General features: G+C 72.7%; 14 protein-coding genes. 4 read left to right on the top strand and 10 right to left on the bottom strand.

Going from position 1 to position 14646, the window contains the following annotated elements; all coding sequences use genetic code 11:
- Positions 1–71 precede the first annotated feature (71 nt).
- The 7 genes from EV378_RS07520 to EV378_RS07490 form a co-directional block, all read right to left on the bottom strand.
- A complete protein-coding gene (locus EV378_RS07520) occupies positions 72–1025 on the bottom strand; it encodes a threonine ammonia-lyase (RefSeq protein WP_243653333.1) in 954 nt (317 codons plus the stop codon).
- A gap of 23 nt (positions 1026–1048) precedes the next feature.
- On the bottom strand, positions 1049–1624 hold the full coding sequence (locus tag EV378_RS07515) for a DinB family protein (protein WP_207908593.1): 576 nt from the start codon (positions 1622–1624) through the stop codon (positions 1049–1051).
- Positions 1625–1630: 6 nt separating this feature from the next.
- Positions 1631–2188, bottom strand: coding sequence for a DinB family protein (locus EV378_RS07510; protein WP_132422109.1), 558 nt, complete (start codon positions 2186–2188; stop codon positions 1631–1633).
- A gap of 111 nt (positions 2189–2299) precedes the next feature.
- Positions 2300–2638, bottom strand: a complete 339-nt coding sequence (locus EV378_RS07505; RefSeq protein WP_132422107.1) for a hypothetical protein — start codon at positions 2636–2638, stop codon at positions 2300–2302.
- 7 nt (positions 2639–2645) lie between these two features.
- A complete protein-coding gene (locus EV378_RS07500; protein ID WP_132422105.1) occupies positions 2646–4367 on the bottom strand; it encodes a glycerol-3-phosphate dehydrogenase/oxidase in 1722 nt (573 codons plus the stop codon).
- A gap of 72 nt (positions 4368–4439) precedes the next feature.
- Entirely contained in the window at positions 4440–5957 is a 1518-nt protein-coding gene (gene glpK / locus EV378_RS07495) for a glycerol kinase GlpK (RefSeq protein ID WP_132422103.1), read from the bottom strand.
- A gap of 28 nt (positions 5958–5985) precedes the next feature.
- Entirely contained in the window at positions 5986–6828 is an 843-nt protein-coding gene (locus EV378_RS07490) for an MIP/aquaporin family protein (RefSeq protein WP_132422101.1), read from the bottom strand.
- Positions 6829–6967: 139 nt separating this feature from the next.
- On the opposite strand from EV378_RS07490, the gene EV378_RS07485 reads away from it, so the two are divergent.
- The 3 genes from EV378_RS07485 to EV378_RS07475 all read left to right on the top strand — a co-directional run bounded on the left by EV378_RS07485 (position 6968) and on the right by EV378_RS07475 (position 10453).
- Positions 6968–7723 (top strand): IclR family transcriptional regulator, encoded by a 756-nt coding sequence (locus tag EV378_RS07485; RefSeq protein WP_165922181.1) that lies wholly within the window; start codon positions 6968–6970, stop codon positions 7721–7723.
- Positions 7720–9279 carry a glycerol kinase GlpK gene (gene glpK, locus EV378_RS07480; protein ID WP_132422097.1) on the top strand — a complete coding sequence of 520 codons (1560 nt, stop codon included), beginning with the start codon at positions 7720–7722 and terminating at the stop codon, positions 9277–9279. Before EV378_RS07485 ends, glpK (EV378_RS07480) begins: the two co-directional genes overlap by 4 nt.
- A gap of 166 nt (positions 9280–9445) precedes the next feature.
- Positions 9446–10453: a TerC family protein gene (locus tag EV378_RS07475; RefSeq protein WP_132422095.1), complete on the top strand. Its 1008-nt coding sequence runs from the start codon at positions 9446–9448 to the stop codon at positions 10451–10453.
- Between the two features lie 34 nt (positions 10454–10487).
- Here EV378_RS07475 and EV378_RS07470 read toward each other — a convergent pair whose 3' ends face one another.
- Both EV378_RS07470 and EV378_RS07465 read right to left on the bottom strand, forming a co-directional pair.
- A complete protein-coding gene (locus EV378_RS07470) occupies positions 10488–10850 on the bottom strand; it encodes a putative quinol monooxygenase (RefSeq protein WP_243653332.1) in 363 nt (120 codons plus the stop codon).
- A 22-nt stretch (positions 10851–10872) separates the two neighbouring features.
- Positions 10873–12348: a carboxylesterase/lipase family protein gene (locus EV378_RS07465; RefSeq protein WP_132422093.1), complete on the bottom strand. Its 1476-nt coding sequence runs from the start codon at positions 12346–12348 to the stop codon at positions 10873–10875.
- A 74-nt stretch (positions 12349–12422) separates the two neighbouring features.
- Here EV378_RS07465 and EV378_RS07460 point away from each other — a divergent pair, with 74 nt between their 5' ends.
- The gene (locus EV378_RS07460; protein WP_132422092.1) at positions 12423–13406 is read left to right on the top strand and encodes a helix-turn-helix transcriptional regulator; all 984 of its coding nucleotides are present in this window, start codon (positions 12423–12425) and stop codon (positions 13404–13406) included.
- Positions 13407–13443: 37 nt separating this feature from the next.
- Here the strand turns inward: EV378_RS07460 and EV378_RS07455 are convergent, their stop codons facing one another.
- Positions 13444–14598, bottom strand: a complete 1155-nt coding sequence (locus tag EV378_RS07455) for a PQQ-dependent sugar dehydrogenase (protein WP_132422090.1) — start codon at positions 14596–14598, stop codon at positions 13444–13446.
- Positions 14599–14646 lie beyond the last annotated feature (48 nt).

Below are 14646 nucleotides of genomic sequence, written 5' to 3'. Positions count from 1 at the left end.
GATAGTCCGTGGCCGCCCGGACCGGACCGGAGCAGCTCTCGCGCGGTCCGGAGCCACGGAGCGGGGCCGGGTCAGGGGAGGCGCGCGGCGATGTCGGCGAACGACGTGTTGCCGCCGCAGACCACGAGCGCGATCCGGGCGTCGTCGACGCGGTCGATCACCCGCCGCGCGGCCGGGACCAGGCAGCCGGCGGCGGGCTCCGCCCACACCCGCCCGTGCTCGGCGAGCTCGACGGTGCCGTGCAGCGCCTCGTCGTCGGAGACCACGAGCACCTCGTGCACCAGCTCGCGGACGTGGTCGTAGGTCAGCTGCGACGCCGACGGCGCCGAGAGCGACGTGACGAACGACGACAGCTCGACCGGTACCGGTCCACCTGCCCTCAGCGCCGCGGACATCGCCTCCGCCCCGACCGTCTCCACACCCCAGACCCGCACACCCGGCAGCAACGCCCGGACCGCGGCGGCGACCCCGGAGGCCAGGCCGCCGCCACCGATGCTGACCAGCACATCGGTGACGGGTTCCGGCAGGTCGCGGGCCATCTCGAGACCGACGGTGCCCTGCCCGGCGATCGTGGCCGGGTCGTCGAACGGGTGCACCAGCGTCGTACCCGCCGCCTCCAGCTCGGTGGCCAGCGCGAACGCGCTCGGGACGTCCGGGGTGAGCCGGACCTCGGCGCCCGCCGCGCGGCACCCGTCCACGGCGCGCGCCGACGCGTAGTCCGGCATGACGACGGTCGCGCGGATGCCGAGCGAGCCCGCGGCGTCCGCGACGGCGATCCCGTGGTTGCCGCCGCTGACCGCGACCAGGCCGGCGTCGCGCTCGGCCGCGGTCAGCGTGGCGATCTTGGTGAACACCCCGCGGGCCTTGAAGGACCCGCTGCGCTGCAGGTGCTCCAGCTTCGTCGTGACCGGAACGCCGAGCAGCGCGGACAGGCCGGGCGACGGCACCGTCGGGGTGTGCACGACCCGGCCGGAGATCCGCTCGGCCGCCGCCTCGATGTCCGCGAGTGAGACCAGATCCGCCATGCCACGAACGTAGTCCGGGGGAGTCAGCCCATGCTCTTCTGCCCGTCCATGGACTCGCGGATGATGTCCGCGTGCCCGCTGTGCTGGGCCGTCTCGCCGATCACGTGCGCCAGCACGTGTCGCGCCGACCAGGACATGCCGGGCGGGTTCCACGGTGCGTCCGGCAGCGGGTGCGTGATGTCCAGGTCGCCGGTCGCGACGAACGCGTCGGTGCGCGCCGCGACGTCGTCCCAGCGCTCCAACCAGCCCGCGACCGACTCGTCGTCGCCGAGCGTCATGTCCTCGCGCTCGGGCGTCGTGCCGTCGGCGACCGCCTCCGGTGTGAAGTCCGCCCACTTCTCGGAGCCCTCGACGTGACCGGTCTCGACGAAGTCGAGCCAGCCCCGCTCGACCTCGACGACGTGTTTGAGCAGCCCGCCGAGCGTCAGCACGCTGGCCGTCGTTCGCCGCCGCGCGTCGGTCTCGCTCAGGCCGGTCACCGTGTGCCGGAACAACATCCGGTGCTTCGCCAGCGTCTCCAGCAGGACGGCGCGCTCGCCGGTCAGCCCCCGCCCCGCGGTCTCCTGGATCGTCGTCATCCCGCTCGCCGTGTCGTCCATCGGTCCTCAGCCCATCGTCTTCTGGCCGTCGATGGCCTCACGGATGATGTCCGCGTGGCCGGAGTGCTGGCTGATCTCGGCGATCATGTGGATCGCGACCCGCCGGACCGACCAGCGCGCCCCCGCCTCGAACCACGGCGCCACCGGCAGGTCGTGCGACGTGTCGAGGTCGGCAGTGCGCAGGATCTCCTCGGAGCGCGCCGCGACCTGCTCGATCCGCGCCCGCAGGAAGTCCAGCGACTCGTGCTCGGCCAGCACGAACCGGGTGTCCTCCCACTCGTCGGCGTCCTCCGCCGCGTCGACCGCGTCCCAGTCGACGTTCTCGGTCCAGCCCCCGAACGCCCCCGCGCCCTCGAGCGCGAACCGGAACCACTGCTCCTCGGTGTCCGCGACGTGCTTGAGCAGCGACCCGATCGTCAGCGCGCTGACCGTGCTCGCCGTGCGGCCCTGCTCCTCGGTCAGCCCGTCGGCGGTCCGCAGGAGGAAGCCGCGGTGGCGCTCCAGCAGCGCGATCAGGTCGGCGCGCTCGCCGGTGAGGGTGACGGGGGTGTCGGTCGCGTTCATCGCTGCGCCTCTCGTTCGGGGACCGGGTGGGGTGCTCGGTCCGACACCACGAACGGTAGGAGTGAACGAGGACAGGTCCGGTCCTCGATGGGGAGCGATCTCGCGACCGGCCTACGGCGCTCCGCCGAGGGCACCGCGGTGTCGGCCGTCCCGGTCGAGTTCGGACAGCGCACGCTCCCACCGGTTCCGGCGGTCGTCCAGGTCGAGGTCCCACCACGGGCTGCCGCGCTCGCCGAGGCCGTGCTTGGCCGTGTTCACCCGGTTCCTGGCGCGGCGCACGGCGTCGTCGTCCCCGTCGCGCTCGGCCGTTCGCACGCCGGAGCGGGCCCGGCCGAGGTGGTGCTGCAGCGCGTCGCGGACGTGGTCGGGCAGTTCGGGGTCCGCGGCACGCCAGCGGCGGCCCCGGACGACGATGTAGCGGCCGTCCGGGGTGCGCTCGGGCTCTGCCAATCCGGTTCTATCCGCTGACCGGCACGACGTCCGGTGCCCCGAGCCGCGCGGCGTCGGCGGTCGCGTCGTCGGGCATGCGCTGGCTCTCCCGCTCGGCCTGCACGCGCTTGCGGTAGTGGTCGACCTCGCGCGCGATCTGCTCGTCGTTCCAGCCCAGTACCGGCGCCACGAGGCGTGCCGTCTCCTCGGCGGCGGCCTCACCACGGTCGAACGTCTCGATCGAGATCCGGGTCCGTCGGGCGAGGATGTCCTCCAGGTGCCGGGCGCCCTCGTGCGACGCGGCGTAGACGACCTCGGCGCGGAGGTAGTCGTCGGCGCCGGCCAGCGGTTCGGCGAGCGTCGGGTCGGCGGCCGCCACCTCGAGGACCTCGTCGATCAGCGAGCCGTAGCGCCCGAGGAGGTGTTCGATCCGGACCTTGCGGAGCCCGCTGCGCCGCGCCAGCAGCGCCGTCCCGTTCCGGTAGGCCTGGTAGCCCTGCGCGCCGAGCAGCGGCACGTCCTGGGTGCACGACTCCGGCACGTTCGCGTCGAGCCCGTGCACGGCGGCGTCCACCGCGTCCTTCGCCATGATCCGGTACGTCGTGTACTTGCCACCGGCGACGACGACGAGCCCCGGCACCGGGATCGCGACGGCGTGCTCGCGGGAGAGCTTCGACGTCGACTCCGACTCGCCGGACAGCAACGGGCGCAGACCGGCGTAGACGCCCTCGACGTCGTCGTGCGTCAGCGGCTGCTCCAGCACGGCGTTCACGTGCTGCAGCAGGTAGTCGATGTCCGCGGCGCTGGCCGCGGGGTGGGCCTTGTCCAGGTCCCAGTCGGTGTCGGTGGTGCCGATGATCCAGTGCCTGCCCCACGGGATGACGAACAGCACGGACTTCTCGGTGCGCAGGATCAGGCCCGCGTCGCCGCGGATGCGGTCCCGTGGCACGACCAGATGGATCCCCTTGGACGCGCGCACCTTGAACAGGCCGCGCTCGCCGGCCAGGCCCTGCGTGTCGTCGGTCCACACGCCGGTCGCGTTGATCACCTGCTTGGCCCGGATGTCGAACTGCTCGCCGGACTCCAGGTCCTGCACGGTCGCGCCGACGACGCGTCCGGAGTCCTTCAGCAGTCCGACGACGCGGGCGCGGGTCGCGACGTGCGCCCCGTACGCCGCCGCCGTGCGGGCGATCTCCATCGTGTGCCGGGCGTCGTCGACCTGGGCGTCGTAGTACTCGAGCGCCCCGGTCAACGCCTCCGGCTTCAACGACGGGACCACCTTGAGCGCGCCGCGGCGCGTCAGGTGGCGGTGGTGCGGCAGGCCGCGTGCCCGGCCGGTGAGGTACCCGAGCGAGTCGTAGAGCGCGACGCCGGAGCCGGCGTAGAAGCGCTCCCAGACGTGGTGCTTGAGCGGGTAGACGAACGGGACCGGGCGCACCAGGTGCGGCGCGAGGTGCTGGATCAGCAGCCCGCGCTCACCCAGCGCCTCGGTGACCAGCCGGAAGTCGAGCATCTCCAGGTAGCGCAGGCCACCGTGGATCAGCTTCGACGACCGGCTGGACGTCCCCGAGGCGAAGTCCCGTGCCTCGACGAGGCCGACCGACAGGCCGCGGGTGGTGGCGTCCAGCGCCGTGCCGGCGCCGACCACCCCACCCCCGATCACGAGCACGTCCAGCTCGGTACCCGACTCGGACCGCATCGCCCGCAGGGCTTCGGTACGGGCCTCCGGGGACAACGCCACGGACTTCATGATCAGACCTCTCGACTCTCGATCCCGCTACTACCCGGAACAACACCACGCGCACACCCGATGTGCCGTGGTTCAGCCCACGTCCACCCAACCGAGCGTCCGCTCGACGGCCTTCTTCCACTGGGCGTACCCGGCGTCACGCTGCTCGGCGCTCCACTGCGGATCCCAGCGGCGAGCCTCGTTCCAGTTCTCCCGCAGCTCGTCCGTGGAGTTCCAGAACCCGACCGCGAGCCCGGCCGCGTAGGCCGCGCCGAGCGCCGTCGTCTCCGCGACGACCGGACGCGACACCGGCACCCCGAGCACGTCGGCCTGGATCTGCATGCAGAGCTCGTTCAGCGTGACGCCGCCGTCGACCTTCAGCACGTCCAGCGCGACGCCGGAGTCCTTCGACATGGCCTCGGTGACGTCCCGGGACTGGTAGCAGATCGCCTCCAGCGTGGCCCGGGCCAGGTGCGCGTTGGTGTTGTACCGGGAGAGGCCGACGATCGCGCCGCGCGCGTCCGAGCGCCAGTACGGCGCGAACAGGCCGGAGAACGCCGGGACGAAGTAGACGCCGCCGTTGTCCTCGACCTGCCGGGCCAGTTGCTCGCTCTGCGCCGCGCCGGAGATGATCCCGAGCTGGTCGCGCAGCCACTGCACGGCCGACCCGGTGACCGCGATCGAGCCCTCCAGCGCGTAGGTCACCGGCTCGTCGCCGAGCTTGTAGCAGACCGTGGTCAGCAGCCCGGCCTCCGAGCGCACCAGCTCGTGGCCCGTGTTGAGCAGCATGAAGTTGCCGGTGCCGTAGGTGTTCTTCGCCTCGCCGGGGGCGAAGCACACCTGGCCGACGGTCGCGGCCTGCTGGTCGCCGAGGTCGCCGGTGATCCGGACCTCGCCGCCGAGCGAGCCGTTCGCGAGCGTCGAGCCGAACCCGTCGGCCGTCGACGACGGCTTGATCTCCGGCAGCATCGAGCGCGGGACGCCGAAGAAGCCGAGCAGCTCGTCGTCCCAGTCGAGGGTCTCCAGGTTCATCAGCATGGTGCGGCTGGCGTTCGTCACGTCCGTGACGTGCTGCCCGCCGTTCACGCCGCCGGTGAGGTTCCAGATGACCCACGTGTCGGTGTTGCCGAAGATCGCGTCACCGCGCTCGGCGGCCGCACGTGCCCCGTCGACGTTCTCCAGGATCCACTGGATCTTGCCGCCGGAGAAGTAGGTGGCGGGCGGCAGGCCGGCCTTGCGACGGATCACGTCGCCGCGGCCGTCGCGGTCGAGCGCCGTGGCGATCCGGTCGGTACGGGTGTCCTGCCAGACGATCGCGTTGTAGAGCGGGCGCCCGGTCGTACGGTCCCAGACGACGGTCGTCTCGCGCTGGTTCGTGATGCCCAGCGCGGCGAGGTCGCTCGCCTTCAGGTTCGTGGAGTTGAGCGCGCTCTGCAGTACGGCGTTCGTGCGCTCGACGATCTCGACGGGATTGTGCTCGACCCATCCCGCCTGCGGCAGGATCTGCTCGTGCTCGAGCTGGTGGCGGCCCACCTCGTTGCCGCCGTGGTCGAAGATCATGAATCGGGTGCTGGTGGTGCCCTGGTCGACGGCACCGACGAAATCGGCCATCAGAGTCTCCTGGTCTGGTCGGTGAGGTCTAGTCGGTGAGGTCGCGGCCCACGGGCTGCGGGGCGTCCTCGGTGGGGATGTACCGGTCGATCAGGTACGTGAACAACCCGCCGCCGATGAGACCACCGATGATCGGGGCGACGATCGGGAGCCACCAGTAGGGGGTGCCGTTCTGGTCCACCCACGCCGTGCTGTAGCCGGTGATGAACGACGCCAGCCGCGGTCCGAAGTCACGGGCCGGGTTGATCGCGTAGCCGGCGTTCGCGCCCCACGCCATGCCGATCGCGACGACGAGCAGGCCGATCGCGACCGGGGCCAGGTTGGCCAGCGGCCCGCGGTTGCGCGCGTTCGTCAGCGCGAAGATCACGAAGACCAGGATGGCCGTGCCGACGACCTGGTCGAGGAACGCGATCGGGATGCTCACGTCGGCGGTCCCGTTGCCGGGCAGCGTCGCGAAGATCGTCTGGGTCTTCGACGTCAGCCCGGGGTCGGCGATGCGGATCAGGTCGGAGTACGTCGCGCGGACGATCAGCGCCGCGACGAAGGCCCCCAGCGTCTGGGCCAGCACGAACGGGGCGACCTTGCGCCATGAGAAGCCCTGGAACGTGGCCAGCGCGATCGTGACCGCCGGGTTCAGGTGCGCACCGGACACGCGTGCGGCGACGTAGACACCGAGCGTGACGCCGATGCCCCATGCCCAGGCGATCGAGTCGTGGTCGCCCAGCGGGCTGTCCTCGGCGGCCGTCGCGACCTGCGCGACGACGCCGTTGCCGAACAGGATCAGGATCATCGTACCGAGGAACTCGGCGATCATCTGCCCGGTCAGTGACGGTTCGGCCGGTTGCACCGGCGTGGTGTCGGAGTTCGTCATCGAACCCTCTCTCGTCCCCTCCTGTGCGGAACCGGGCGGCACCGCGACGTCGGACGCTAGGAGCGGCGGCGATGCCCGGGCAACGCAGACCGTTCGACGATGTCGAACGTCGCGGGTCGGGCGGGCTAAGATCCACGACGTGCCCCGGCCGATCCAGTCCGTCGAACGGGCCGCGGCGCTGCTCCGGTTGCTCGGTGCGGCCGGCCGTCCGATGGCGCTGGCCGAGCTCGCGGCGGCGCTGGACCTGCACCGTCCGACCGCGCACGGCATCCTGCGGACGCTGCGTGAGGAGGGCCTCGTCGCACAGGAGCCGGGCACCGGCCGCTACCTGCTGGGCGACGGCCTGGACCGGCTCGGAACGCCGTGGGACCGGCACGACCTCCGCGCGCACGCGATGAACTGGGCCGACGCGCTCGCCTCCGGTACCGGCTGCGCGGTCTACCTGGGCGTGCCGGAGAACGGCGGCGTCGGCGTCGTGCACCACGTGTTCCGGCCGGACGGCACCCCGCAGCGGCTGCGCACGAACACCGTGCAGCCGTTGCACGCCACGGCATGGGGGCTGTGCCTGCTGGCGTTCGCCCCGGCCTCGGCGCGCGCCCCGGAGCGTCTCGATGGCTACACCCGCAGCACGGTGACGGACCCGTCAGCGCTGGCCGCGACGCTGACCGAGACCCGAAGGCGCGGCTGGGCCGAGGATCGGGGCGGGTACGAGCCGGGCGTCGGCGGGCTGTCCGTGCCGGTGCGGAGCGGTGGCGGGCTGACGGTGGCCGCACTGGGCGTCGGCGCGCCGGCGGAGCTGCTGTTCCACGGCGACGGACGGGCGCGGACGGACCCGCTCGCCGCACTGCGGTCGGCGGCCGGGGAGATCGCCGCCGGGCTGGAGGGAACCCGATGAGCGAGCCGGCGACCGAGCCGACGACCGAGCCGGTGACACGCCGCCCGCGCGCCGTCGTCGCACCGCACGAGCGGGTCGTCGCGGCCATCGACCAGGGCACGACGTCGACGCGCTGCCTGCTGTTCACGCACTCCGGCCGGATGGTCGCGGTGGCGCAGCGCGAGCACCGCCAGCACTATCCGCGTCCCGGGCTGGCCGAGCACGACGCGTCGGAGATCTGGCGTGCGGTGAGCCATGTGGTCCCCGCGGCGCTGCGACGGGCGGGGCTCGGTCCGGAGAACGTCGCGGCGCTGGGCATCGCGAACCAGCGGGAGACGACGGTCGTGTGGAACCGGCACACCGGGCACCCGCTCGCCCGCGCGATCACCTGGCAGGACACCCGCACCGACCAGATCGTCGCCGGTCTTGACCCGGAGCTCTCGTCGCGGGTCAGCGGTCTCGCCCCGGCCACCTACTTCGCGGGCCCGCGCCTGCAGTGGCTGCTCGACCACGTGCCCGGCGCCCGGGCCGGAGCCGAGGCGGGCGACGTGCTGTTCGGGACGATCGAGTCCTGGCTGATCTGGCAGCTCACCGGCGGTCCCGCGGGCGGGCGGCACGTCACCGACGTCACGAACGCCAGCCGCACGATGCTGATGGACCTCCGGACGTTGCGGTGGTCGCCGGAGCTCTGTTCCGCCCTGCGGGTGCCGGAGCGGATGCTGCCGGAGATCGTCCCGAACGCCGAGGTGTACGGGACCTGCAAGGGGCTCCTGCCCGGCGTCCCGGTCGCCGGGGCGCTCGGCGACCAGCAGGCCGCGCTCGTCGGGCAGACGTGCTTCGCGCCCGGCGAGGTGAAGTGCACGTACGGGACCGGCGCGTTCCTGCTGAAGAACACCGGCACCGAGATCGCCGGCGCGGACACCGGCCTGATCCCGACGCTCGGCTACCTGATCGGCGACCGCCCGGTGTACGCGCTGGAGGGCTCGATCGCGATGACCGGGTCGCTGGTGCAGTGGTTCCGCGACGCGCTCGGGATGATCTCCACCGCGGCCCGGATCGAGACGCTCGCGCTGACCGTGCCGGACAACGGCGGCTGCTACGTCGTGCCGGCGTTCTCCGGGCTGTACGCCCCGCGCTGGCACGCCGACGCGCGCGGTGTGATCGTCGGGCTGACGTCGTTCATCGAGCGCGGCCACCTGGCCAGGGCCGTGCTGGAGGCGACGGCGTGGCAGACCCGCGAGGTGCTGGACGCGATGAACGCCGCGTCCGACCTGCCCGTGTCCCGCCTCAAGGTCGACGGTGGCATGACGGCGAACCACCTGCTCATGCAGTGCCTGGCCGACGTGCTCGACCTGGCCGTCGAGCGCCCCCTCGGCTCCGAGGCGGTCTCGCTCGGCGCCGCCTACGCCGCGGGCCTGGCCGTCGGCTACTGGCCGGACATGGAGGTGTTGCGCCGCAACTGGCACCGCGCCGCCGCCTGGGAGCCTGCGATGGACCCGGACGTCCGTCGCAGGGAGCACGCGAACTGGCTGCGTGCCGTGGAGCGCAGCATGGGGTGGGCGCACGCCGAGCCGTAGCGCCCGCGCCCGACCCGCCGGAGGCCGACCGTCCCCGTCGCCCGACCCGGCCGACCTAGGATCCGGATCACCGCGCGACGATCGGGGCGGCGCGATGTCCGGTTCGCCCGATACTCTCGCGGGCGACGCGCCGGTGCAGCCGGCCCCACGCACGGAGGTTCAGGTAGTGCTCGAGGTCGGTGTGCTCGAATGGTCGATCACGATCGGGGTGATCGTCGCCCTGCTCGCGATCGACCTCCTGCAGGCCTGGCTGCGGCCGCACAAGGTCGGCTTCAAGGAGGCAGGCCTCTGGTCGATCTTCTACATCCTGGTCGCGATCGCGTTCGGCGTGATCTTCGGGCTCACCCAGGGGTGGACGTTCGGCACCGAGTACTTCGCCGGCTACATCGTCGAGAAGAGCCTGTCGGTCGACAACCTGTTCGTCTTCGTGATCATCATGACGACGTTCGCGGTGCCGGACAAGTACCAGAACGAGGTGCTGACGTTCGGCATCATCCTCGCGCTGATCATGCGGGCGATCTTCATCCTGCTCGGGGCGACGCTGCTGAACCTGTTCTCGTTCATGTTCGTGGTGTTCGGCCTGCTGCTGATCTACACCGCGATCCAGCTGTACCGGCACAAGGACGAAGAGCCGGACATCGAAGACAACATGGTGGTCAAGGGCGCCCGGAAGCTGTTCCCGGTCAGCGAGGAGTACCACGGCGGCAAGCTGTTCGCGAAGGTCGACGGCAGGCGCGTCGCCACCCCGCTGTTCCTGGTGCTGGTCGCGATCGGCGGCATCGACCTGCTGTTCGCGCTCGACTCCATCCCGGCCGTGTTCGGCGTGACCCAGGAGCCCTACATCGTGTTCGCGGCGAACGCGTTCGCGCTGCTCGGCCTGCGGGCGCTGTTCTTCCTGGTGAAGGGCCTGCTGGACCGGCTGATCTACCTGTCCACCGGCCTCGCGCTGATCCTCGGGTTCATCGGCGTGAAGCTGATCCTGCACTGGGGCCACGTCGACATCTCGCCGTCGATCCCGGAGATCCCGACACCGGTGTCGCTCGGCGTGATCGTCGTGATCCTGACGATCGTGACCGTCGCCAGCCTGATGGCGACGAAGAAGGACCCGTCGAAGACGGCGAAGCCCGGTTCGCTCAAGGCCCGCAAGCCGCAGCAGAGCGAGCAGCAGAACTGAGTCCGAGGGGGCTCTGCCCCGGGGTGGCCCGGGCTCAGCGGCCCCGGTTCAGGCCGGGGCCGCCGAGCGGGCTGACCTCGATGTACTCCGGGGGCTCGGCGAGCAGCTCCAGCACCTCGCCGAGCCCGGCCTCGCCCAGGTCGCGGTTCAGCGCCTCATCGGAGGACTCCGCGTCCGACCACACCTCGGTGACCCACACCGTGTCCGGCTCGTCCGGTGCCGCGTTGACGACGTACGCCTCGCAGCCCGGCGCCTCGCCCATCCCGTCGGCCACGCGCAGCAGGCTCTCGGCCAGGTCGGTGCCGCGGCCGGGCTGGGCGACCATCCGCACGTAGCGGCCGACGCGGTCCGGCCGGGCGCGGGAGACGCCGTTCGCGTGCCCGTTCGGTGAGTCCACGCCGTGACCGTAGCGTCGGCGCTCAGCCCCGGAACGGGCCGGGTTCCGGCACGACGGCGTCGGTGACGTCGAAGCGCATGACTCGCGGATCGGTTCGGTCCCGCGGCGCCCAGCCCGGCTCGCCGGTGGACGCGAACGACACCCACGCAGCCAGCATCCGGTCCGAGAGCTCGGCGGGCGGCTTCTCGCCGGGGATCTTGTCGAGCCCGGTGGATGTCGCCAGCGTGCCGAACACGAACGGCAGCTCACAGGCGTGGCAGGCGCCGAGCTGCCCGTCGCAGGCGTCGGAGTGCCAGGCGAACCGGTAGCCGAAGTTCCGCCCGGTGTGCGCCTCCAGCGTGCGGCGGGTCGGGCCGGCGAACACCTGCTCGGTGAGCAGGCGGCTCAGCTGCTCGCCCGGCGTACCGTCGCCTGCCGCCCGGATCAGCGCGTCCGGGTCCGGGTGCACGGCGCCGATCATGACCCGGACCTGCTCGGCCGTGATCGCGTCGCGCATGCCGGTCGGGACGAAATACAGGTTGATCTCGTCGGCGTTCGTGCCGGCCAGCACGTCGACGCCCGCGGACGCGCCGGCTCGCAGCGCGTCCAGCGGTGGCTCCGGCAGCACGTCCTCGTCGCGGACCGGGGCGAACACGCCGATGCCGTACCCGGGGTCGATGCCGTCGGCCTCGCGCAGGTCCGGGCGCCCGCCGGGGACGTCGACACGGCCCTGGGCAGCGACGACGTCCGTGAACGGCACCTCCCGGAACGCCTCGGCGGTGGCCGGGACGCCGAGCTCGGCGGCGATCAGCTCGCTCAGCTCGGTGAACCGGTCCGTGGAGCCGCGCACCATCTCCGCGCCGCCGCTCTGCACGATCGCCCTGCGGAACAGGCCCGCCGCGGCCGGGGAGCCGAGCAGCGTGCCGACGCTGATCGCGCCCGCGGACTCGCCGAACACGGTGACCAGGTCCGGGTCCCCGCCGAACGCGGCGGCGTTCTCCCGGACCCAGGTCAGCGCCGCGATCTGGTCGCGAAGGCCGATGTTGGTCGCGCCGCCGGGCAGAGGCAGGAACCCCTCGGCGCCGAGCCGGTAGTTCACCGCGACCAGGACGACGCCCGCGCGGGCCAGCGCCGTGCCGTCGTAGGCGGGGGCGGACGCCTCGCCGGCGACGAACGCTCCGCCGTGCACGAACACCATCACCGGCAGCCCGCCCGATCCCGGGTCGGGAGTCCACACGTCGGCGGTCAGGTAGTCCGCACCGGGCCGCCACCCGGTCCCGATCACCGGCGTCATGTCGATGCCGAACCCGGCCCCGCGGGGCGGCTGCGGCGCGTTCGGTCCCGGCTCACCGCCCGCCTCGCGCACGCCGTCCCAGGTGACGGCCCGCGCCGGTGCGGCGAAGCGCAGCGGTCCCTCCGGCGGCGCGGCGTAGGGCACCGACCGGAACCGGGCGATCCCGCCGTCGAGCAGCGCGCCGCGGACCTTGCCCGCGGTGGTCGTGACGATCGGTGCGTCCATGCCACCGGTCTACCCGTGCCGCGGGGAGAGGTCGAGGGCGGAAACCGTCCTCGATCCGCGCGATGATGGCGGGCATGAAGGAGACGTCGGCCCGCCTGCTGCGCCTGCTCGGTCTGCTGCAGGTGCCGCGGGAGTGGACGGGGACGGCGCTGGCCGAGCGTCTCGACGTGGACGTCCGCACCGTCCGTCGTGACGTCGAGAAGCTGCGCAGCCTCGGCTACCCGGTCACCTCGACACCGGGCGTGACCGGCGGTTACAAGCTCGGCGCCGGTGCCCAGCTGCCCCCGCTCCTGCTCGACGACGACGAGGCGGTCGCCGTCGCCGTCGGGCTGCGGACGGCTGCGGGCGGCACGGTCTCCGGCATCGAGGAGACGTCGGTCCGCGCGCTCGCGAAGCTCGAGCAGGTGCTGCCGAACCGTCTGCGACGACGGGTGGCCGCCCTGGGCGCCGCGACCGCCACGCTCGGCAACCGCGGCCCGACCGTGGACGCCGACGACCTGTCCGCACTGGCCGCCGCCTGCCGCGACCACGAGCGGCTGCGGTTCGACTACACGACAGGCAACGGCGAGACGGCCCGCCGGATCGTCGAACCGGAGGGTCTGGTCCACACCGGACGGCGCTGGTATCTCGTCGCATGGGACACCGACCGCGCGGACTGGCGGACGTTCCGGGTGGACCGGATGACGCTCAAGCTGCCAGCCGGTCCGCGGTTCACGCCGCGCGAGCCACCGGAGGGCGGGGCGGCCGCGTTCGCCCAACGGGGCATCTCCACCGGCGCCTACACCTACCGGGCTCGGGTGCGGCTCCAGGCGCCCGCCGAGGAGGTCGCGGAGTGGGTGACGCCGGCGACCGGCACGGTCGAACCGATCGACGAGCGGAGCTGCATGCTGGAGACCGGGGCGAACTCGCTCGACGCGCTCGGGGTCTGGATGGGCGCGTTCGGCGTGGACTTCGAGGTGCTGGAGCCGCCCGAGCTCGTCGAGCACCTGCACGTCCTCGCCGCGAGGTTCACCCGCGCCGCCACCCCGGACCGAACGAACGGCACCTTCGGGCAATGACACTGCTCGAAGGTGCCGCTCGTTCGGAGGGAAGGGGTCAGCGCAGCGGCACGACGAGGATCCGGTCGTCGTCCGGGCCGGGGGAGCCACGTCCGTCGCGGTTGCTCGTGGTGACCCACAGCGCGGAGCCGTCCGGGGTCGCGACGACCGCACGGATCCGTCCGAACCCCTCGATCGTCCGAACCGGTGTCCCGACGGCACCGTCCGCGCCGAGCGGGATCCGCCACACCGTCTCGCCGCGCAGCGCGCTCATCCACAGCGACCCGCCTGCCGCGGCGAGCCCGCTCGGCGACGCGTCGTCGGTCGGCCAGGTGACGAGCGGGTCCACGAACCCGGGCCTGTTCCCCACGCCTTCGACGTCCGGCCAGCCGTAGTTGCCGGGATCGAGCAGGTTGAGCTCGTCGGCCGTGCTCGCGCCGTACTCCGAGGCGTAGACGCGGCCGTCGACGAACGCGATGCCCTGCACGTTGCGGTGCCCGGTGGAGTGCACGATCGAGCCGTTCGGGTTGCCGGGTGCGGGCCGGCCCTCCGGTGTGACGCGCAGGACCTTGCCGGACGGGTCGTCGGGGTCCTGGGCGCGGGCGCGCTGCCCGGCCTCCCCGGTGCCGATCCACAGCATGCCGTCCGGGCCGAACGCGAGACCGCCGCCGTTGTGGATCGCGCCGGAGCCGAGACCGTCGACGACCGTGCGCTGCGCCGACCCGTCCACCGTGCCGTCCGCCGCGACCGGCAGCGCGACGACACGGTTGTCCGACGACGAGGTGTAGGAGACGTAGACGGTCCGGTCGGTCGCGAACCGCGGCGACACGGCGATGCCCAGCAGGCCGCCCTCCCCGGTCGCGTTCACGCCCTCGACGGTGCCGACCGGCGTCACCTGCCCGGACGGCGTCACGCGCAGGATCCGGGCGCTCTCCCGCTCGGTGACCAGAGCCTGAGCAGCGCCGATGCTCGTTCCGCCTGCGCTCATCTCGGGAGGCAGGAACGCGATGCCCCACGGCACCTCCAGGCCGGACGCGAGCACCCGCGGGGCACCGGTCGGACCGGGCGCGGGGACGGTCGCCGTCGGAGCCGTCACGGTCGGCCCGGACGACGGCGCGGGCGCGCCCGCGGGTTCCGCGGCGGACGAGCACCCGGCGACCAGACCGGTCAGCAGGAGTCCGAGTCCGACCGATCGCAGCAGAGAGCGCGACATATCGGACGATCGTACGGAGATCCACGTCGGGGCGGGGTGAAGCGCGGG

The sequence above is a fragment of the Pseudonocardia endophytica genome (assembly GCF_004339565.1).
Lineage (GTDB): Bacteria > Actinomycetota > Actinomycetes > Mycobacteriales > Pseudonocardiaceae > Pseudonocardia > Pseudonocardia endophytica.
This window is presented reverse-complemented; position numbering and strand designations above follow the sequence as displayed.

Coding starts and splice junctions, on each gene's coding strand:
- EV378_RS07500 (WP_132422105.1), bottom strand. CDS start 4,367: ATGAAGTCCGTGGCGTTGTCCCCGGAGGCCCGTACCGAAGCCCTGCGG.
- EV378_RS07455 (WP_132422090.1), bottom strand. CDS start 14,598: ATGTCGCGCTCTCTGCTGCGATCGGTCGGACTCGGACTCCTGCTGACC.
- EV378_RS07465 (WP_132422093.1), bottom strand. CDS start 12,348: ATGGACGCACCGATCGTCACGACCACCGCGGGCAAGGTCCGCGGCGCG.
- glpK (WP_132422103.1), bottom strand. CDS start 5,957: ATGGCCGATTTCGTCGGTGCCGTCGACCAGGGCACCACCAGCACCCGA.
- EV378_RS07510 (WP_132422109.1), bottom strand. CDS start 2,188: ATGAACGCGACCGACACCCCCGTCACCCTCACCGGCGAGCGCGCCGAC.
- EV378_RS07520 (WP_243653333.1), bottom strand. CDS start 1,025: ATGGCGGATCTGGTCTCACTCGCGGACATCGAGGCGGCGGCCGAGCGG.
- EV378_RS07490 (WP_132422101.1), bottom strand. CDS start 6,828: ATGACGAACTCCGACACCACGCCGGTGCAACCGGCCGAACCGTCACTG.
- glpK (WP_132422097.1), top strand. CDS start 7,720: ATGAGCGAGCCGGCGACCGAGCCGACGACCGAGCCGGTGACACGCCGC.
- EV378_RS07515 (WP_207908593.1), bottom strand. CDS start 1,624: ATGGACGACACGGCGAGCGGGATGACGACGATCCAGGAGACCGCGGGG.
- EV378_RS07460 (WP_132422092.1), top strand. CDS start 12,423: ATGAAGGAGACGTCGGCCCGCCTGCTGCGCCTGCTCGGTCTGCTGCAG.